The organism is Nocardia bhagyanarayanae (assembly GCF_006716565.1).
GTDB classification, from domain to species: Bacteria; Actinomycetota; Actinomycetes; order Mycobacteriales; family Mycobacteriaceae; genus Nocardia; species Nocardia bhagyanarayanae.
Genome location: NZ_VFPG01000001.1, coordinates 6,062,962 through 6,082,552, shown reverse-complemented (window position 1 = coordinate 6,082,552; position 19,591 = coordinate 6,062,962). Strand labels below are relative to the sequence as shown.

The 19,591-nt window shown below is 69.4% G+C and carries 20 protein-coding genes and 1 pseudogene; 12 read left to right on the top strand and 9 right to left on the bottom strand.

The annotated features are described in order from the left end of the window. Positions 1-8: 8 nt before the first annotated feature. Positions 9-488: a MarR family transcriptional regulator gene (locus FB390_RS26605; protein WP_141811422.1), complete on the bottom strand. Its 480-nt coding sequence runs from the start codon at positions 486-488 to the stop codon at positions 9-11. 97 nt (positions 489-585) lie between these two features. On the opposite strand from FB390_RS26605, the gene FB390_RS33745 reads away from it, so the two are divergent. Beyond that, on the top strand, positions 586-750 hold the full coding sequence (locus FB390_RS33745) for a hypothetical protein (protein WP_185757186.1): 165 nt from the start codon (positions 586-588) through the stop codon (positions 748-750). A gap of 47 nt (positions 751-797) precedes the next feature. Here the strand turns inward: FB390_RS33745 and FB390_RS26600 are convergent, their stop codons facing one another. Further along, positions 798-1,547, bottom strand: a complete 750-nt coding sequence (locus FB390_RS26600) for an LGFP repeat-containing protein (protein ID WP_141811421.1) — start codon at positions 1,545-1,547, stop codon at positions 798-800. 206 nt (positions 1,548-1,753) lie between these two features. Next, positions 1,754-2,752, bottom strand: a complete 999-nt coding sequence (locus FB390_RS26595) for an Acg family FMN-binding oxidoreductase (RefSeq protein WP_141811420.1) — start codon at positions 2,750-2,752, stop codon at positions 1,754-1,756. 139 nt (positions 2,753-2,891) lie between these two features. Here FB390_RS26595 and FB390_RS26590 point away from each other — a divergent pair, with 139 nt between their 5' ends. Beyond that, the gene (locus FB390_RS26590) at positions 2,892-4,298 is read left to right on the top strand and encodes an amidohydrolase family protein (protein WP_141811419.1); all 1,407 of its coding nucleotides are present in this window, start codon (positions 2,892-2,894) and stop codon (positions 4,296-4,298) included. Between the two features lie 10 nt (positions 4,299-4,308). Next, a complete protein-coding gene (locus tag FB390_RS26585) occupies positions 4,309-5,256 on the top strand; it encodes an antibiotic biosynthesis monooxygenase (protein ID WP_141811418.1) in 948 nt (315 codons plus the stop codon). Positions 5,257-5,268: 12 nt separating this feature from the next. Here the strand turns inward: FB390_RS26585 and FB390_RS26580 are convergent, their stop codons facing one another. Both FB390_RS26580 and FB390_RS33740 read right to left on the bottom strand, forming a co-directional pair. Further along, the gene (locus FB390_RS26580) at positions 5,269-5,622 is read right to left on the bottom strand and encodes a hypothetical protein (RefSeq protein ID WP_141811417.1); all 354 of its coding nucleotides are present in this window, start codon (positions 5,620-5,622) and stop codon (positions 5,269-5,271) included. 84 nt (positions 5,623-5,706) lie between these two features. Further along, a complete protein-coding gene (locus tag FB390_RS33740) occupies positions 5,707-5,853 on the bottom strand; it encodes a hypothetical protein (protein WP_185757185.1) in 147 nt (48 codons plus the stop codon). Positions 5,854-6,140: 287 nt separating this feature from the next. Between FB390_RS33740 and FB390_RS26575 the strand changes: the two genes are divergently transcribed. The 9 genes and pseudogenes from FB390_RS26575 (at position 6,141) to FB390_RS26535 (ending at position 13,595) form a co-directional block, all read left to right on the top strand. Continuing rightward, positions 6,141-6,422 (top strand): hypothetical protein, encoded by a 282-nt coding sequence (locus FB390_RS26575; RefSeq protein ID WP_141811416.1) that lies wholly within the window; start codon positions 6,141-6,143, stop codon positions 6,420-6,422. Between the two features lie 141 nt (positions 6,423-6,563). After that, positions 6,564-6,980, top strand: coding sequence for an organic hydroperoxide resistance protein (locus FB390_RS26570; protein WP_141811415.1), 417 nt, complete (start codon positions 6,564-6,566; stop codon positions 6,978-6,980). Positions 6,981-7,101: 121 nt separating this feature from the next. Next, the gene (locus tag FB390_RS26565) at positions 7,102-7,527 is read left to right on the top strand and encodes a VOC family protein (RefSeq protein WP_141811414.1); all 426 of its coding nucleotides are present in this window, start codon (positions 7,102-7,104) and stop codon (positions 7,525-7,527) included. A 44-nt stretch (positions 7,528-7,571) separates the two neighbouring features. After that, complete coding sequence (locus tag FB390_RS26560) at positions 7,572-8,369, top strand: SDR family NAD(P)-dependent oxidoreductase (protein WP_141811413.1); 798 nt, start codon at positions 7,572-7,574, stop codon at positions 8,367-8,369. Between the two features lie 7 nt (positions 8,370-8,376). Then, positions 8,377-9,777 (top strand): APC family permease, encoded by a 1,401-nt coding sequence (locus tag FB390_RS26555; RefSeq protein ID WP_141811412.1) that lies wholly within the window; start codon positions 8,377-8,379, stop codon positions 9,775-9,777. Between the two features lie 3 nt (positions 9,778-9,780). Then, positions 9,781-11,226, top strand: coding sequence for an NADP-dependent phosphogluconate dehydrogenase (gndA, locus tag FB390_RS26550; RefSeq protein WP_141811411.1), 1,446 nt, complete (start codon positions 9,781-9,783; stop codon positions 11,224-11,226). 106 nt (positions 11,227-11,332) lie between these two features. Beyond that, positions 11,333-12,253, top strand: a complete 921-nt coding sequence (locus FB390_RS26545) for an NAD-dependent epimerase/dehydratase family protein (protein WP_141811410.1) — start codon at positions 11,333-11,335, stop codon at positions 12,251-12,253. A 257-nt stretch (positions 12,254-12,510) separates the two neighbouring features. Next, positions 12,511-12,811 (top strand): annotated as a pseudogene (locus tag FB390_RS26540) (acyl-CoA dehydrogenase family protein); the annotation flags it as partial. Positions 12,812-13,094: 283 nt separating this feature from the next. Beyond that, positions 13,095-13,595: a MarR family winged helix-turn-helix transcriptional regulator gene (locus FB390_RS26535; protein ID WP_141811409.1), complete on the top strand. Its 501-nt coding sequence runs from the start codon at positions 13,095-13,097 to the stop codon at positions 13,593-13,595. 293 nt (positions 13,596-13,888) lie between these two features. On the opposite strand, the gene FB390_RS26530 is transcribed toward FB390_RS26535, so the two are convergent. Genes FB390_RS26530 through FB390_RS26515 form a run of 4 tightly spaced genes read right to left on the bottom strand, consistent with a single transcriptional unit; the run spans position 13,889 to position 19,582 of the window. After that, a complete protein-coding gene (locus tag FB390_RS26530) occupies positions 13,889-16,567 on the bottom strand; it encodes a fumarate reductase/succinate dehydrogenase flavoprotein subunit (protein WP_141811408.1) in 2,679 nt (892 codons plus the stop codon). Then, positions 16,564-17,328 (bottom strand): ABC transporter ATP-binding protein, encoded by a 765-nt coding sequence (locus FB390_RS26525; RefSeq protein ID WP_141811407.1) that lies wholly within the window; start codon positions 17,326-17,328, stop codon positions 16,564-16,566. Before FB390_RS26525 ends, FB390_RS26530 begins: the two co-directional genes overlap by 4 nt. Continuing rightward, complete coding sequence (locus FB390_RS26520; RefSeq protein ID WP_141811406.1) at positions 17,325-18,158, bottom strand: ABC transporter permease; 834 nt, start codon at positions 18,156-18,158, stop codon at positions 17,325-17,327. Before FB390_RS26520 ends, FB390_RS26525 begins: the two co-directional genes overlap by 4 nt. Next, positions 18,155-19,582 (bottom strand): ABC transporter substrate-binding protein, encoded by a 1,428-nt coding sequence (locus tag FB390_RS26515; RefSeq protein ID WP_141811405.1) that lies wholly within the window; start codon positions 19,580-19,582, stop codon positions 18,155-18,157. The genes FB390_RS26520 and FB390_RS26515 overlap by 4 nt, the downstream gene beginning before the upstream one ends. Between the last annotated feature and the right edge of the window lie 9 nt (positions 19,583-19,591).

The window sequence follows — 19,591 nt, the reverse complement described above, 5'->3', positions numbered from 1 at the left end:
GGGCTGGATCAGTCGCCGAGTTCGTCCGCGGAGTCACGGCCCGCCTGCGCGGCGCGGCGCAGGAATCCGGCGATCAGCTCCAGTTCGGCGGCCGAGTACTCCTCGCAGAGGGCGTCCATCCGGCCGACCATGCCCGCGAACAGGCCGTACAGCTCGTGATTGCGGTCGCCGAGCGCCCGGACCGTCACGGCGCGCCGGTCGGTCGCCTGCGGGTCGCGTTCCCTGACGACCCACCCGCCGCGCTCGAGCCTGTCGAGAATGCCCGTCAGTGTCGCCGGATGCAGATTCGCCTTGCGGGCCAGCACGGTGGGCGTCAACGGCCCGTGCAGATTGATCAGATCCAGGCACGTCCAATCGACATCCCTGAGTTCCACCTTGCCGCCGAAGCGCCGATTCAACAGGGCCAGTTGCGTATTCAACTCGCGCAGCCCTCGTTTCACCGTCTGCGCCTCGCGGCGATGCCGCCGTTTCGCGGCTTCCGGACTCATCGCGTCACCTCTACTCCCTCGTATGGTTTCCATATCATACGAGCCGCGACGCCGCCCGAACCTGCGTCGACCGTCCGTCGCCGGGTACGCACCGACCATGAACACACCGAACATCGACCCCAAGACCGCGGAGGCGATGCAGGACGAACCGGACTTCGCCGACGAACACACCAAGCCCACCCACGCCGACGAACACCCCGCGGGCGAAGACCTCGAGACCGACGAGTCCACACCCCGCGAACACGGCGGCATGGACCCCTGACGCTTCGCTCACCGACCAGAACCGATGTGTCGATGAGCGCGCAGTGATCAAGGCAGCCAGGTGATGCGGCCGCCTTGGAAGTCTTGGGCTTTGCCGCCTTCGTAGTCGTACTCCTCGCCGGTGGGGTAGCCGTAGCGACCGTTCTCGGCGCCCGCCCGGACCCAGTCGTCGCGGATGGCGCCCCAGACGGCGTGGGCGCCGGTGCGCGGGGACCAGTAGACGGCGCCGCCGGTGAAGAGGTTGTAGCGACCGTTGTTCGCGGAGGGGGCTTCGTCGGTGATGGGAAAGCCGAGGGCGCCGCCTTCCCAGCCGAGCGCGCCCCACTTGTCGCGGATGGCGCCGCCGACCTGGTGCGAGTCGGTGCCGAGCGACCAGTAGATGGATCCGCCCTGGAAGTGGTTGAAGCGCCCCGGCCCGCCGGGCGTGACGAGTTCCCCGGTGACGGGGTAGCCGAGCTTGCCGTTCTCCCAGCCGAGCGCGCCCCACTTGTCGCGGATCGAGCCGCCGACCTGATGCGCGCCGGCCTCGGAATGCCAGTAGATGGCGGCGTTGCGCTCGAAGGCCTGGTAGCGCCCGCCGCGGCCGGCGTCGAGTTCGGGGGTGACCGGATCGCCGAAGACGGCGGGTCCGCCCGCTCGGTCGTATTCGACCTCGATGGCGCCGCCGACGTCGAAGGCGCCGACGGGGCGCGCGGTGGCGGCGCCGATCCCCGCGGTGAGCGCGACCGCCAGCGCGGTGGTGACGAGGGCGCCGCGGCGGGACGCGGACGGGCGGGTGGTGCGACGTTGTCGAGTCAAGTCAACTCCCTGACAGGTGGGTACCGGATGGCGGACCGGGATCGCGACGCGCCCGGCGCTGACGTGCGGAGACAGCGACGGCACGCGCGGCGCTGGGCCGCCGGTGCCGGTGTCGTCATCGACACGAGGTCCATCGGCGATTCGCGCGCGGTCGTTAGCGAACCTTGCGATCTCGTCCGATTCACGGAGCGGGTCCGCGCAGAGTCCTACGTGGTGACGGTCAGGATGTCCTCGATCGGCAAACGCGGCGTCGGCGGCATGGGATCGGGCTCCGGCGCGGAGCCGACCCGGACGACGACCTGTGGTCGCAGGTGGTGGGGTAGCAGTCCGGCGATCACACGGCGCGCCGCGGGCAGCTCGGTGATGTGGGTCAACGGACAGGTCGAGAGTCCGGCGCCGGTGCATTCCAGCAGTACCGCCGACAGCGCCTCGCCGGTCCGCAGCCACTGCGCGGGCGAGTCTTCGGCCGAGCTCAGCGCCAGCAGCCGGGCCCTGTCCTCGGGCGTCGCCCGGCGGGTGGTCCCCGGCGCGGTGGGGAAGTCGCGGCGCACGGGCACCCGTCCGGCCTCGGCCGCGGTGGCGAGCGCGGTCGGCGGAATGCCCTCGGAAAGATCGAAATGCCCGGTCCACCACCGTAACTCGCTCTGGTACGGCTTGTCGTAGCGGCGCAGCGCCTCGGCTCGATCGGAGGCGGCGGCCAGCCGATCGCGCACCGTGTCGGGCAGATCGTCGAGGGTGACCTCGCACGTCCGTGCCACTTCCGTCACGCCGGGCAGCAGCGCGTCCCAGCCTTCGGGTTCGTCCATCGGAAGCCGGTCGGAGTACCTGCGCCCGATGACCTTGGCCTGCGTGCGGATGCGTTCGGGCGGATCGGGCCAAGGCCGGAAGGCCAGCGCGGCCAGATAGCGCGGCCGCGCCGGATCGGGCAGGCGGACGACATCGGTATGCCAGCCGTTCGCGGCGAAGGCGGTCCTGGTGTGGTGCAGCATGGCGCCGCAGCTGATCACCTGCTGGCGACCGTCCGGGTCGGCCATCGGAAGCGACCGGTCGGGATCGCTGTGCAGGTGCAGCCGCTTGCCGTCGAAGATCAGGCGCCAGGGCTGGGAGTTGTGCAGGGAGGGAGCGCGGCGAGCGATCTGCAGCGCGGCGGCGACGGCCGATGCGTCGGGAACTGCAGATCCGGCACGAGCGTTTTCTGCGGTCATGCCTATCGAGTATGGCACGAGGTGGCCAGGCATTTGCGGAGTCGACGTGCGGGGCGACGATCGGCGCAGGAGCCGCAGGTAGACGCGCCTTTTCCGAAAATCGCCGATATGGCGCCGTCCGCTGTGTTGTGCTCGACTCGTGAGCCAAGTGCACTTGGGGCACATCTTCCACGTCGCCGGGCGCCCCACCGTCCAGAACGCGGCGGACGCGCTGGTCTCCGTGCCGGACGGCGCGCTGGTCGTCGGCGACGACGGTCGGGTCGCCTACTGCGGCGGCCGCGACGAGATTCCCGACGAATTCCGCGGTGCGGACGAATTCGACCACCGCCCTGGGTTTTTGCTCCCCGGCTTCGTCGACGCCCACATCCATTTCCCGCAAACATTCGCCGGTGACGCCTACGGCGGCGGCCAGCTGCTCGAATGGCTGACGCTGTGCATGTATCCGGCGGAATCCCGGCTCGCCGATCCGGTGTTCGCGCAGCGGGCGGCCGTCGAATTCTGCGCCAGGCGCATCGCCGTGGGCACCACCGCCGCGATGGTGTTCGGGTCGGCTTTCCCGCACGCCCAGGACGCGCTGTTCAGCGAGACGCGCCGCTGCGGCCTGCGCATGGTCGGCGGCCGAGGTATCCAGACCGCGGGAGAGGAGGAGTCGGTCGCACCGCTGGTCACCTCCGAGGACGAGGCGATCCGGTTGACCGAGGCGGAGATCGACGCCTGGCACGCCGCCGACACCGGCGACGTCGACACCGCCTTGCTGCACGTGGCGATCGTGCCCCGTTTCTCGCTGTCGGTGACCCGCGAGACGCTGCGCAATCTCGGTGAGCTCTACGACTCGGTGCGCGGTCGCGGCGTCTATTTCCACAGCCACCTGAACGAGAACAACCGCCCCGGCACCGGCGAGGTCGACAGCACCAAGCAGGCGTACCAAGTGAATTCGTACCTCGACACCTACGACGGGAAGTTCCTGCCCGGCTCCCAGGCCGGCGGCAAGAGCATGCTCGGCAGGCGCAGCATCCTCGCGCACTGCGTGCACTGTCAGGACGCGGAACTGGGGCGGCTGGCGCAGACGGGCAGTTCGATCGCGCACTGCCCGGTGTCCCAGCAGTTCCTCGGCTCCGGGACGATGCCGTGGAAGCGGACGATCGCCTCGGGCGTCACAGTCGCGGCCGGAACCGACTACGGCGGCGGCGACGAATGGTCGATTCCGAAGGTGCTCGCGGCGGCGTTCAAGGTGCACATCTCCGAACCGGGCGCGGACGGCGTGTCGATGCATCCGGCCGAGATGCTCTTCACCGGAACGCTGGCCGGTGCCCGGGCCTTGGACATGGAGAACCGCTTCGGGAACTTCGATCCCGGCAAGGAAGCCGACTTCGTCGTCGTCGACCCGGCACGCGAACCGGCGCTGGAAAGCGCACTGGCGCAAGGGATTCGATCCGACGACCCGATCCTGGCTCGCGATCAGACGCTGTTCGCGCTGCTGATGGGAATGGGCGAGGCGGCGGTCGCGCAGGTCTACGTCCAGGGTCGCCGCATCGACGACCGTTAGCGGAGCGCCGATGAACGCCACCGCCGTCACCGTCTTCCACCGCCCGCCCGATATCGCGGCTTTCGCGGCCTGGCTGGATCGGATGTCCGAAATAGCCTCTCGGGCGGAAGGATTCGTGGAGAGCTGCCGCGCGGTGCACGACGAGCCCGCGCTGGAACCAGGATTCAGCACGACTTTCCGTTCCGAGGCGCTGGTGAACGAATTCCTCGACTCGGCGGCGAGAATGGAGTTGCTCGCCGAAGGGGAGGCGTCCGGATTTCATCGCAAGAGCTCGGACCTGATCATCGTCGAGGGGGAGCTGCCGCCGCCGGGCATCGCGGTGTTCAACCACAGTGTGGCGAATGGCAAGGTCGCCGAATTTGTAGCGGCGGAAGCCAATTTGGTGGCTTTGAGCGCCACCTTTCCCGGATTCGAGGGTGTCGCGCTGTTCTGCCGGGGCGACACCGGCCGGTGGTTCTCGGTGCTTCGATTCCGCACCGCGCACCATTTGGCGGACTGGATGCGCTCGGAGCAACGAGCCGCGGCCCTGCCGGCCTTGCGCGCCGGACTGACCGAGGATTTCTCGGCCGTCGCGCACACCACGCCGTTCGGCTCCACGCTGCGCACCGTCGACGGCCGGACCCGGGTGACGCCCACCTGGAAGATCGCGATGCTGGTGCTGCTCGTGCTGTATCCGACGGTGATGACGCTGTCCCGGTTCCTCGGGCCGGTGCTCGACGAGAACGGGGCGCCGCCCTGGCTGGCGATGTGGTTGAGCCAGATCGTGAGCGTCGCGCTGATGAGCTGGATCCTGTCACCCGCGGTCGCGGCGTGTTTCCGGCGCTGGCTCGACCCGGTCGACGGTGCGGGGTGGCGGGTCAGCGCGCTCGGCGCCGCCATAGTCGTCGTCCTCTACGCGCTGACGTTGCTGCTGTTCGCCACGGTGAAATGGCTGCACTACTGGGACTACAACCGTTGAACTCCCCGCGTCTCACCTCGCGAGCGCGCTCCCGCCGATCGAGACGTAGACCAGCATCAGCATGAACAGGAACCAGCCCGCGCCCTGCCAGATCGGCCAGACCCGCCCCTGCCGCCAGCGCAGATAGGTGATCACGAACGCGCCGATTCCACCCGCCACCAACACGAGGGCGGGGACGAGCAGCACCGCGATGCCCGAGGCGGCATCGCACAGCAGCGGACCGGACAGGCACTCGTCCCGCCCTGCGGCCCAGACCGTGGCAACGAGGGCGACGAGTGCGGTAATGCCGACGATCGCGAGGTCGTAGCGGATGGCCTGGCGCAGTCCTTCCGGATCGGACCAGCGCTTCTCGACATCGTTCACCATCCGGCTCACCTCCGCTCGCGGTCACGGGCGTCCGCGACACCCGTGACCGGAGTTGCCGGACCGTCAGGGCTCAAACTCGGACGGTCAGCGCGTGGCCGACAGATCCGGCGGGTCGGTGTGATGGTGCCGCATTTCGAACCAGTAGGTGGCGAACACCGTGCCGTAGGCGGCAATGACGACGGACGCGGTCACAACGAGCATCAGCAACAGCAGTGGAAGCAGAAAAGCCATGTACCCTCCCCGAAACAGATGTGAGGTCGGCGTCGAAACAGGGACGGCGCCGCGTCGCGCCCGTGCCCTTTCTTCCATCCCCCTGCACCCTTCGAATTTTAGAACCGCGGGGCTTGTGTGGCACGGGTGAACAGCTGTGAGTCAGGTCATGCCGATTTCGGTGTGTCTGCCACATCACATGATCTTGCTGAGGTTGAATTGAACGGGTCGACGAGTTTTTCGGAGTAACGCGCCCTCGTGAAGACGAATCCCGAGCATCACCTCAGCATCCGCGAAGGAGCATGACAGTGAGCACGATCCTCTGCGCGCTACACGACACAGTTCTCGCGCAGGTCAGTAATCCGACCCCGGAAGCGCCGCCGATGGCGGACAAGCTCATGCAAATGGGTCGGTACTTCACCTGGCTCGTCCAGCTGTCGGGGATCACCGCCATCACCTACGGCGGTGGCCGTTTCGCCTGGGAGAAGTGGAACGGCGGCGGTTTGCAGTCGCCGAAGATGGTGGCGAGCGCGATGACGGGAGGCGTCGTCGCCACCAGCGCGGGAACGATCATGAACGCGGTGATTTAGCCGCCAGACGGGTCGCACGCCGCGAACGGAACCGACTCCGCCCGCGGTGTGCGACCCTTTTCACATCGACATTAGTTGTGTGCAACTTAGTTGCTCGCTACTGTTCATGGGGCACCGCAGGTTCTTCCAGAAAGGCACCCCATGAACACCCTCTACACCGCACAGGCCACCGCGACCGGCGCCGGACGCGGCGGACAGGTCCGCTCTTCCGACCAGGCGCTCGACCTCGAACTGAGCGTGCCGAAGGAGCTCGGCGGCGCGGGTGGCGCGGGCACCAACCCGGAGCAGCTGTTCGCCGCGGGATACGCCGCGTGCTTCCACAGCGCGCTGCAGTTGGTCGCCCGCCGCGAGAAGGTGAAGATCGCGGACTCCTCGGTGACCGGCGCGGTGGGCATCGGCCCGAACGGAGACGGTTTCGGCCTGGCCGTCACCCTCACCGTCGACCTGCCCGGCCTCGACTCCGGCGTGGCGCGCTCGCTGGTCGACGCGGCGCACCAGGTCTGCCCGTACTCCAACGCCACCCGAGGCAACATCGACGTCGACCTGGTGATCGCCTGAAATCGCAAGCCCGCGAAGTCGATTCGATTCACCTGAGCCCCGCTCGCGCGCTCGCATCGGTTTGCCCGGTGCGCGCGGCGGGTAGGTGAGGAGCGTCCCCTAACCGGCGAAGGAGGCGCTCATGACATCGGACAGCACGGTGGCGGCCGAGGGCGAGACGGCGACGGACAGCGCGGTCGGACGGCTGCGCAGCGTGGTGCTGGACTGCCCGGAGCCACGCGAGCTCGCGAAGTTCTACGCCGCGCTGCTCGGCGGGGTGATCATCGACGAGGACGACGAGGACGAGACCTGGGTGGTCGTCGTCGACCCCGACGGCAGGCGCCTGGCGTTCCAGACCGCACCGCGCTACAAGCCGCCGCGCTTCCCGGATCCCGAAGCCTCCCAGCAGTTCCACCTCGACATCCTGGTCGACGACATCGACGTCGCCGAGCCCAAGGCGGTGGCGCTCGGCGCGCGCCCGTTGCAGGCCAACGACGGCGACCGGTTCCGCGTCTACGCCGATCCGGTCGGGCACACCTTCTGTCTGGTCTGGCTCGACGGACGATAGGGCCGCGCCGGATACAACTCGCTCGGCGTGGGTAGGCGGGCGGTATGAACCAGACACGCCCACTCGCCCTTGTCACCGGAGCTTCCAGCGGAATCGGGCTGGAACTAGCGAAGCAGTTCGTGGAACACGATTACGACGTGGTGGTGGCCGCGGAGGACAAGGCCATCGAGACCGCCGCCGACCAGGTGCGCCGTCCCGGTGTGGAGGTCCGCGCGGTTCAGGTGGATCTGCGGACGCCCGAAGGCGTGGAGCGGCTCTACTCGGCGGCGACCATGGACGAGCGGCCGCTCGACGCCGTCGCGTTCAACGCGGGCGTCGGCCGCGGCGGCGACTTCGTGGCGACCGACCTCGACGACGAACTCGACATCATCGCCCTCAACGTGCGCTCGACGGTGCACCTCGCCAAGCTCGTGCTCGGCGACATGGTGCGGCGCGACACCGGCAAACTGTTGTTCACGTCGTCGATCGCGGCGACCATGCCGGGCGCGAAGCAGGCGGTGTACAACGCGTCGAAGTCGTTCGTGCAGTCCTTCGCCGAGGCGCTGCGCGAAGAGACGCGCGGCACCGGTGTCACGGTCACCGCGCTGATGCCGGGTCCGACCGACACCGACTTCTTCCGCAGGGCCAAGATGCTGGAGACGGTGGTCGGCAAGGGCCCGAAGGACGATCCCGCCGACGTGGCGCGCCAGGGCGTCGAGGCGCTGTTGCGCGGCGACCAGAAGGTTGCGGCCGCCTCGCTGGGCACCAAGGTGCTGACGACGATCAATCACGTGCTCCCCGATTCGGTGAAGGCCGCGGCCAACCGCGTCGCCTCGGCCGCTCCGCTGCCGCACCGGCACTGAGCCGCCCATGGCCGTCGAGCTGAACCGGGTCGTTCGCACGCCTCTGCTGTACTTCTTCATCCTGGGCGACGTGCTCGGCGCGGGGGTGTACGTGTTGGTCGGCGAGATCGCCGGGGCGTCGGGCGGCGCGCTCTGGCTGCCGCTGCTCACCGCCCTGGTGCTGGCCTGCCTCACCGCGGGCTCCTACGCCGAGCTCGCCACGAAGTATCCGAGGGCGGGCGGCTCGGCGCACTACGTGACTCGTGCGCTCGGTCCGGCGGCGGGCACCTTCGTCGGATTCTGCATGCTGGCCGCGGGCGTCGTTTCCGTCGGCGCGTTGGCCAGGGGGTTCGCCTCGGACTACCTCGCCGCGCTGGTGACGCTGCCGACCGTCGCCGTGGTGGTGGTCTTCCTGTCCACCCTCGCCGCGCTGAATCTGCGCGGTATCAAGGAGTCGCTCGGCGCGAACGTGGTCGCCACCGCGATCGAACTCGGCGGCCTGCTGCTCGTCATCGGTCTCGGCCTGTGGGTGTTGCTGCGGGGCGACGGCGACCCGAGCAGGCTCACCCAGGTGGGGACGGCCGAGCGCGGGGCGGTCGGTGCGGTGCTGGCGGGCGCGGTTCTCGCGTACTACTCGTTCGTCGGCTTCGAGACCTCGGTGAATCTGGCCGAGGAGGTGCGCGATCCGCGCCGCGCCTATCCCCGGGCGCTGTTCGGCGCGCTGCTCACCGCGGGCGCGGTATACGTGCTGCTCGGTGCGGTCGCGGCGGCCGTCGTGCCCACCGAGGTACTCGCCGAATCCAGCGGACCGCTGCTGGAGGTGGTCCGGGTGGCGGGCGGCGTGCCGGAGCGCCTTTTCGCGGTGATCGCGCTCGTCGCGGTGGCCAATGGCGCCCTCCTTACCGGCATCATGGCCTCGCGACTGGCTTACGGCATGGGACGCGACGCTCTGCTGCCCGCCGCGCTGGCCAGAGTGCTGCCCGGCCGCCGCACGCCGTGGGTCGCCATTCTCGCCACCACCGCCGTGTCGCTGGCTCTCGCACTGACCGGTGAGGTCGGCTCGTTGGCCGAGACGCTGGTGCTGTTGCTGCTCGTCGTCTTCACCGCGGTCAATGCCGCCGTGCTGATCCTGCGCCGCGAGCCGGTGGAAACCGAGCACTTCCAGGTGCCGTTGGTGCTGCCCTGGCTCGGCCTCGCGTCGTGTCTGTTCCTGTTCACCCGCATCGGCGCGGAGGTGTGGTTGCGCGGCGGAATTCTGCTCGGGCTCGGTCTGCTGCTCGGTGCGGTCAACGCCGTCCGGTCGCGTTCGTCGAGCGACCATCCAGTAGCTTGGCACGCAGGGTGGCCCCGTGGTTCGAAGGAGCCGACGAGGCCGCCGCGGAACCAGTTTTCGCACACCCCACCGGACCTGACGAACGAAGAGAGCTGATCGATGCCGACCTCTGAAGCGCGTGCACACATCGGTGTTACCGGCCTGGCTGTCATGGGCAGCAACATCGCCCGCAACTTCGCCAGGAACGGTTACACGGTCGCGCTGCACAACCGTTCCGTCGCCAAGACCGACGCGCTGCTCGCCGAGCACGGTGGCGACGGCGATTTCGTGCGCACCGAGACCATCGAGGAGTTCGTCGCCGCGCTGGAGAAGCCGCGCCGGGTGCTGATCATGGTCAAGGCGGGCGACGCGACCGACGCGGTCATCGAGGAACTCGCCGCGGTCATGGAACCGGGCGACATCATCATCGACGGTGGTAACGCGCTCTACACCGACACCATTCGCCGCGAAGCCGCCATGCGCGAGCGCGGTCTGAACTTCGTCGGCGCGGGCATCTCCGGCGGCGAGGAGGGCGCGCTCAACGGTCCGGCGATCATGCCGGGCGGCCCGAAGGAGTCCTACGAGTCGCTCGGCCCGCTGCTGGAGTCGATCGCCGCGCAGGTCGGCGGCACCCCGTGCTGCACCCACATCGGCCCCGACGGTTCGGGGCACTTCGTCAAGATGGTGCACAACGGCATCGAGTACGCCGACATGCAGCTCATCGGCGAGGCCTACCACCTGTTCCGCGACGCGCTCGGCTTCGACGCCAAGCAGATCGCGGACGTGTTCACCCAGTGGAACTCCGGTGATCTGGAGAGCTATCTGGTGGAGATCACCGCCGAGGTGCTGAACCAGGTGGACGCCAAGACCGGCAAGGCGCTCGTCGACGTGATCGTGGACGCCGCCGAGCAGAAGGGCACCGGCCGCTGGACGGTCAAGTCCGCGCTCGATCTCGGTGTGCCGGTGACCGGAATCGCCGAGGCGGTTTTCGCCAGGGCGCTGTCGGGCTCGCGTGCGCAGCGCAAGGCCGCGGTCGGTCTCGCTTCCGGCACGCTGGCCGAAAAGCCCACGGATGTCGAGCAGTTCACCGAGGACATCCGTCAGGCGCTCTACGCCTCGAAGGTCGTCGCCTACGCGCAGGGCTTCGATCAGATCGCCGCGGGCAGCGCCGAATACAACTGGAGCCTGCGTCCCGGCGATCTGGCGACGATCTGGCGCGGCGGCTGCATCATCCGGGCCCGGTTCCTGAACCGGATCAAGGAGGCCTACGACCAGGATCCCGACCTGCCGAGCCTCATCCTCGCCCCGTACTTCCGCGAGGCGATCGAAACCGCCATCGACAGCTGGCGGCGGGTGGTGTCCACCGCGACCCTGCTCGGCATCCCGGTCCCGGCCTTCGCGTCCTCGCTGTCGTACTACGACGCGCTGCGCGCCGAGCGGCTGCCCGCCGCGCTCACCCAGGGGCAGCGCGACTTCTTCGGCGCGCACACCTACGAACGCATCGACGCCGAGGGCAAGTTCCACACGCTGTGGAGCGGTGACCGCAGCGAGGTGTCCGCGGGCTGACCCGGGAGCGCGGTCTCCCGGCCGTGTTTCGCGCCACATCGCATCACAAAGTTTTCGGCTCGCTCGTCCAAGTCGGTGAAAGCCACCGGGCGAGAAGGAGGACGAGATGCGGGTACTACTGGCGGGCGCGACGGGCGCGATCGGGCGGCCGCTCATCCGGGCATTGGTCGACGGCGGTCACGAGGTGCTCGCCGTCGCTCGAAACCCGAAGAGCGACGGGACGATTCGCGAACTCGGCGCCGAGCCGATCATCGCGGACGTGATGGATCGAGCGGGGCTGCTGCGCGCGTTGCGCGGCCGCTCCGCCGACGCGGTGCTGCACGAGGCGACGGCGCTGAAGAGCGCAGGCCGCAACCTGACCGACGACGATCCCACGAACGCCCTGCGCCGCACCGGGACCGCGAATCTGCTCGCGGCCGCGGAACAGCTCGGGGCGGGCCGGTTCCTCACCCAATCGCTGATCACCGGGTACGGATACGTCGACCACGGCGCCCGGCGGGTCACCGAGGACGACCCGTTCGGGATCGAGGACGGCGGATACGCCGATCCGGTGATCGCGGGCTGCCGCGCCACCGAAGAACAGGTGTTCGCCGCGGACCTGGACGGCATCTCCTTGCGCTACGGGCTCTTCTACGGTCCTGCCGCGTTCAGCGACCTGTTCGCCGGGCTGCTGCGCAAACGCGTTCCGCTGGTTCCGCTGGGCGGCGGCGGGGTGATCAGCTGGATCCACGTCGCCGACGCGGCGGCCGCGACCGTCGCCGCGCTGGAGCGCGGAAAGGCGGGCAACGCCTACAACATCGTCGACGACGAACCGATCACCTGGCGGCAATTCCTCGACACCGTCGCGGCCGCGCACGGCACCCCGCGCGCCCTCGCCGTGCCGACTTGGCTCCTGCGCTTGGCCGTGCCCTACCTGGGGTGCCTGATGTCGGACACCACTCTGCGCGTCGACAACACCAAGGCGAAGCGGGAGCTGGGGTGGGCACCGGTGTATCGCTCGGTGGCGGAGGGTCTCGGCCGGGCGTGAGCGTGACGGCGAAACGGGTGTTGTCACCCGAACTGCCGGAGGGCCTGCGTCATTCGGCACGGGTCGGCGCGAACGTGGCGCGGATCCTGCGCCGCGAATGGGAAGCCTTGCCGCCGGAACGGACGGCGATCGCCGCGCCGCCGGACACTTCCGCTACCCGTCTCCCGCCCGATACGGCGGCCGGGACGGCACCAATCTCGGCATGGCCGTCATCCGTGAATTTGGCGCGCCGGCATCACCGAACCCGAGCACGGGTCGGGCGCGGGCTCGCCGTCGTGCAGCATTTCTTCAACGAGAACCGGATTCGGCAGGCGGCGTCGAGTTTGGGCGCGGCTCAGTACTGCGGCGAATAGACTGTGCTGCGAGGCCGTCGACCGCGCCATGCAGATCCACGGCGGCATGGGCTACTCCCGGCACACGCCCTTCGAGCACACCTACCGTCACCACCGCCGATACCGGATCACCGAAGGCGCGGAGGAGATCCAGATGCGCAGGGTGGCCGGTTACCTGTTCGGCTTCATGGACCGATCTCGGCCCAAGGGAGTCGGGCAGGGCTGATCGGGGGCCTCCGCGGCTCGGCTCGCGCCTTCCTCGCCTTCGTCGGCTCGACCGTCCGCGGCGGCCGTCCGGATCCGCGCGACAGCGCTCGCTGTCAACTTGTCGCCGCACATGCGCGCCCCCTTCGTTCTTCGGCCATTGATCGATGATGACCGGAAGGTCGCGCCCGCACACCGCCTTGCCACTGCCCATGACACAGATGTTGTGAATCGGTCGATCCGCGAACGGAGATCGAGAGCGTCGAGGGCCCGCCCGGTGCGGCCGGGATGCGTACAGTGCAAATATGCCCGAAGAAGCGCAACCCGGCGCGGTCGAGGCCGCCGCCGCGGGCACCGAAGACGTGCTCTCGCTCGCGGCCCAACTGTGCTTTGCCCTCTACTCGACCTCGCGTTCGATGACCGCGGCCTACCGGCCCTACCTGGACGCCATGCGGGTGACCTATCCGCAGTACCTGACACTGCTCGCGCTCTGGGAGACCCCCGGCATCACGATGAAGCAGCTCGCCGACCGGCTACGACTCGACTACGGCACCGTCTCCCCGCTCGTGCAGCGACTGCAGACCCGCGGCCTGGTCGAGAGCGTCCGCAGCTCCCGCGACCGCCGGGCGGTCCAGCTCCGCGCCACCCCCGCGGGCCTCGCCCTGGAACAACAGGCCAGGCAGATGATCGGCGCGGTCATGCAAGAGGTCGGCTACCCGCTCGACACGGTGACCGCTCTACGCGACCAAGTCGCCGCCCTCGGCGCCCGCCTCGACACCGTCGTCGCCGAACGCGACAAGCGGTAGGGCGGGATCGCCACGCCGGCAACGAGTGGTCCTACCCGTGCGGATCTCCGCACTTCGATGGCCGTCACGGCAGCGCCGAAACGGTCACCGCGCCAGCGCGAATCCGACAGAGCAGACGGACGCCTATTCGGCGGGGCGGCGGAACGGGCGTGGTCCGGCCCGGCGCTCGGCGCACGTCACAGTCCACATCGCGCGCGGACCGGAACGTGAGCCGAGCGTCGGGCGGGGCCCATTCGGCATCATCGCGCGCAGGCGGTGGGAAGGGGTGGCCGAGCGGTGGGTACAGAGGGTGATCATGCGTCGACCGCCCGGCGGGCGTAGGCGCGGACGTCGGCGTCGGTGTCGTCGATGGCGCGCTTCAGTGCGTCGCGGGCGGACTCGTCGGCGCGCCATGTGGTCAGGGAGAGGACCGCGGCCTTGCGGACGTCCAGGTGCGGGTCGAGCAAGGCTTCGGTGAGGAGCGGGACCGCGAGGTCGGGTGCGGCGCCCGCCAGGCCGCGGGCCGCGCCGACTCGCACCTGCCAGGCCGAATCACGCAGTGCGACGGCGAGATTCGTGGCGTCGTCGGCGTCCGCGCCGAGTGCGGCGAAGGCGGTGAGCGCTGCCGCGCGGACCAGGGGGTCGCGGTCGGCGGACAGTGCGCGGATGACGTCGACGCCGCCGTCGCCGATGGCGGCCAAGCCGTTGGCGACCGCGATCCGCACCTCGCGGTTCGGATCGTCGGCCAACGCGGCGACTCCGGGGCGATCGTCGAGCGAGACCAGCGCGCGCACCGCCTCGATGCGCACCCGGTGGTCCGCGTCGGAGGACGCCACGCCGAACTGCGCCGCGCTGCCTGCGCGCAGCGCGCGCAGCAGGTCGACGACGGTGGCGCGCACCAGCGGGTCGGCGGAGTTCAGGTGCTCGGGCAGTCCGGCCGCATCGGGCAGCACCTCCACCAGTTCCCGCAGGCTTTCGGCGGCCACGCGCCGAACCGACGCGGCCGTGTCACCGAGCGCGTCGGCGAGGGCGGTCGCGAATCCGTCCGGCGTGTGCTCGGTGAGCACTGAGATCGCTGCCGCCCGCACACCCGCGTCGGCGTCGGCGAGATAGCTCGAAAGATCGTGCACCGTAGGCGAATCCAAGGCGAGAAGGGTGACCAGCCGGGGCGAAGGGGGAGTGGCGGGCGACGAAGCGACAACCACCGTATCCCCGCGCTGGGGCGGCCTTCCCGATCGTAGCTCGGGCTGTTCGACCGCGACGACGGTGGGATCGACGGAGGGCACGTCGTCCAGCCCGGGCACCGGCACCAGATACGGCGCGACCGGCCGCTTCAGGAACTCCATCTCGCCGTTCGCGTCCTTGCGCAGGTTCAGGTGGTAACGCCAGGCGTTGTCGTCGCGCTCGGGCAGATCGGCGCGCTCGTGATAGAGGCCCCACCGGGATTCGGTGCGGGTCAGCGAACTGCGCGCCGCCATCTCCGCGCAGTCCCTGATGAACGACACCTCCACCGCGCGCATCAGCTCGTGCGGGGTGCGCGCCCCGATGCCCTCGACCTCCGCGCGCATCCGCTCGAACGTCTCCACCGCGATGGACAGTTTGGTGGCCGTCTTCGGCGGCGCCACATAGTCGTTCACGAAACGGCGCAGCTTGTATTCGACCTGCGGCTGTGGCGGCCCGTCCGGCTGGCGCAGCGGCCGGTAGACGAGCTCGTGCGCGGCGGTCAGCTGATCCTCGGGAAGTTCCTGCGGCGCGTGAAGTTCCGCGAGCGTCGAGGCGGCGTGCGCGCCCGCCAGATCGCCGTAGACGAACGCGCCGATCATGTAGTTGTGCGGCACACAGGCCAGATCGCCCGCCGCGTACAGACCGGACACGGTGGTGCGCGCGTGCTCGTCCACCCAGACGCCGGAAGCGGAATGCCCACTGCACAAACCGATCTCGGAGATGTGCATCTCGATGTCGTGGGTGCGGTAGTCGTGGCCGCGATTGGCGTGGAAGGTGCCGCGGGTGGGGCGTTCGGTGGTGTGCAGGATGCCCTCGAGCGTGGACAGCGTCTCGTCGGGCAGGTGCGAGACCTTCAGATAGATCGGCCCGCGCGCGGATTCGATCTCGCGCTTGACCTCCGCCATCATCTGACCCGACCAGTAGTCGGAGTCCACGAACCGCTCGCCTTCGGCGTTGACCTGGTAGCCGCCGAACGGGTTGGCGACGTAGGCGCAGGCCGGTCCGTTGTAATCCTTGATGAGCGGGTTGATCTGGAAGCACTCGATGCCGGAGAGCTCCGCGCCCGCGTGGTAGGCCATCGCGTAGCCGTCGCCGGCGTTGGTCGGGTTCTCGTAGGTGCCGTACAGGTAGCCGCTGGCGGGCAGCCCGAGGCGTCCACACGGCCCGGTCGCCAGGATCACCGCTTTGGCGCCGACCGCGACGAATTCGCCGGTGCGGGTGTTCAAGGCCGCGGCGCCGACGGCGCGACCGTTCGCGGTCAGCACCCGAACGGGCATGAGCCGGTTCTCGATCCGGATCCGCTCGCGCATCTTGCGTTGGCGCAGCACGCGATACAGCGCCTTCTTGACGTCCTTGCCCTCCGGCATCGGCAGCACGTACGAGCCGGAGCGGTGCACCCGGCGCACCGCGTACTCGCCGTATTCGTCCTTCTCGAACTTCACGCCGTAGCGCTCGAGCCGCTGCACCATCGCGAAGCCGCGGGTCGCGGTCTGGTAGACGGTGCGCTGGTCGACGATTCCGTCGTTGGCCCTGGTGATCTCGGCGACGTAGTCCTCCGGCGTCGCCTTGCCTGGGATGACCGCGTTGTTGACGCCGTCCATACCCATGGCCAGCGCGCCGGAATGGCGCACGTGCGCCTTCTCCAGCAGCAGCACGTTCGCGCCGTGTTCGGCGGCGGTCAGCGCGGCCATGGTGCCTGCGGTGCCGCCGCCGATCACCAGCACGTCGCAGTCGAGCCGGATCCGTTCGGACAGCTCGGGAATCTTCACAGTTTCTCCAGGATCTCGTTCCGCACGGCCTGCCGGTCCACCGACTGGCGCGGAGCGGGGACCTCGACGACGGCGCGCAACGCGGCGGAACGCTCGTCGTGCCTGCCGAGCACGGCGATGCGGTCGCCGAGCAGCAGGGCCTCGTCGAGGTCGTGGGTGACGAAGACGATGGTGGTGGGATGGGCGCGCCAGGTGTCGATGAGCAGCCGCTGCATGGTGGCCCTGGTCTGGGTGTCCAGCGCGCCGAACGGCTCGTCCATCAGCACGGCCCGCGGGGCTCCGGCGAGGCTGCGCGCCAGCTGAACTCGCTGCCGCATGCCACCGGAGAGGTCGCGCGGCAAGTAGTCGGCGTAGCCGGTCAGGCCGACCTCGGCGACCCAGCGCTGGGCGAGGGCTTTGCGTTCGGCGCGGGGCGTGCCGCGCAGGTGCAGTGCGAGTTCGATGTTCTGTCGTGCGGTGCGCCACGGCAGCAGCGCGTCGTCCTGGAACACCAGGGCGCGGTCGGCCGACGGCCCGGTGACCGTGGACCCGTCCGCGCGCACCGATCCGGCGTCAGGACTGCGCAGTCCGGCGATGGCGCGCAGCAGCGTCGACTTGCCGCAGCCGGATTTGCCTACCACGACCAGGATTTCGCCCGCGGCGATGTCCAAGTCGAGCCGGTCGACGACGGTGCGCGAGCCGTAGGCGATCCGCACGCCGTCGAGGGTGAGCCGCATGCCCGCGGTGGCGGGTGCGGCGGGAGCTGTTGTCGTGGCGGTCATTCCGCAACCTCCCTGGGCAGCCAGCGGGTGATCCGGCGACCGGCCAGCTCGACGAGGCCGGAGGTGGCGAACCCGAGCACGCCGATGGTGATCATGCCGACGAAGACCGCCGGATAGTCGACGATGGTGTAGGCCTGCCAGGTCCGGTAGCCGACGCCGAGCCGCCCGGAGATCATCTCCGCGGAGATGAGGCAGATCCAGGCGACGCCCATGCCGACCGAAAGACCGCTGAACACACCGGGCAGGATGCCGGGAAAAACCACTCGCACCAATACATCTCGCCGCGAGGCGCCGAGCGTGCGCACGGCGTCCTCCCAGATCGTCGGCAGCGCGCGCACCGCGTGCCGGGTGCTCACCAGGACGGGGAACAGCGACGCGGTGAAGGTGATGAAGACGATGCCGGACTCGTCGCTGGGGAACAGCAGGATCGCCACCGGCACCAGCGCGATCGCCGGGATCGGGCGGACCAGCTCGGTGAGCGTGCCGAAGACGTCGGCCAGCAGCCGGGAACGCCCGAGCCCGATGCCCGCGAGCACGCCGACCACCGCGGCGAGCCCGAAACCGGTGACGATGCGGATCAGCGACTGGGCGATGTCCAGGTAGTACTGGTCCTTGCCCAGGTGCTCGCCGAACTCCGCGACGATCTCGGTCACGGTCGGCAGCGAGTCGAAGCGCAGCCCCGCCCGGACGTCGTTGACGGTGAGCAGCTGCCACAACCCGACCGCCGCGAGCACCGAGGCGACGCGGACGGTCCGCGAACCCCACTCGGAAGCGCCGCGCCCCTTCGCGGTCGCCTCCTCGGCGACCGCGGCGACGGCCACGGCGTTCATCCGCGGACTTCCGTAACGGCCTGGTCGTAGGAGACCGGCGTGGCGGCGGGATGGGCTTGTCGGTAGCGCTGCGCGGCGCCTTGCGTGGTGAAGGGCAGGTACTTCACGCCGTCGCGCAGCCACACCGCCTTGTCGGCGAACCAGCGGGTGCCGAGCTCGGCGTCGGGCACGTAGACCGCGCGGATCACCTTGCCCTGGGCCTTGGCGGCCTGCACGGCGCGCAGCAGGCAGGTGGGGTCGGCCGCGGGCTGCGGCCGGTCGGCGCCGTCCACCCACAGCTCACCGGCCAGCGCCGGGTCGGCGACCGCGGTGCCGCAGACCGGGTCGTTGCCGGTGATCGCGCTCGGGTTGGCGGTCGTGGCCAAAGCCCGGTCGTAGTCGCCCTGTCCCGTCTCGGCGAAGGTCTTGCGCAGCGGCGCGTCGTCGACGAATCCGTCGACGTTCAGCTCCGCGAAGTCGCCGATCGACTTCAGGTACGGCACATCGCCTTTCAGTGCGGCGATGAGGCTCGGCTTGAGCGTGGTGTCGAAATGGGTGCCGCCCGGGCCGTTGTAGAGATACACGACTTCCTGCGGCAGACCGGAGCCGTCCGCGACGATCCTGGCCGCCTCGAAGGGACGCTCGTTCAGGAACTTCGTGGCATCGAGCTGCGCGGCGAGGAAAGCCTGGAGCACCTCGGGATGGTCGGCGGCGTACGAGCGGCGTGCGACGACGCCGTGGAAGGTGGGCACGTTCAGTTCGGCGCCGTCGTAGAGCAGCTTGGCCTTGTTCTGGAAGACGAGCAGCCCTGGCCAGGCGACGAATTGCGACAGCGCGCCGACCTGATGCGACTCCAGCGCGGTCGCGCCGACCTGCGGCTGCTGGTTGAGCACCTCGACGCCCTTGGCCGGATCGATGCCCGCCCGCGACAGCGCCTGCACGAGCGTGCCGTGGCCCGCCGAGCCGACGCTGGCCGAGATCTTCTGCCCGGCCAGATCGGTGATCGCGCCTGCGGGCGAATCATTGGGCACCACAACCATGTTCAGCGCGCCCTTGGGGTTGTACCCGGTGACCGACACGAGCGCGGTCTTGGCACGTTCGTTGGCCTGGGTGCGAGAACCGTTGATCAGCAACGGATAATCGCCCATCGACCCGATGTCGATCTTCTCGGCGACCATCTGCGCGGTGATCGGCGCGCCGGTGTCGTAGTCCTGCCACTCCACCTGGTATTTCGCTCCGCCGCTGTCGGTGATCTTGCGCAGCCGCTGTTCCAGATAGCCCTGGGCGCGCAGCAGCGTGCCCGCGGTGACGGTGTTGATGGTCTTGGACTGGTAGCCGACGACGACCTTGACGGTGCCCGCCGGGGTGTCGTTCGAGTTCTCCAGTGAGCAGCCCGCGGCGGCGAGTGCGGCGGCGAGCAGGACGGGAACGAGACGTGCTTTCATGAGACTTCC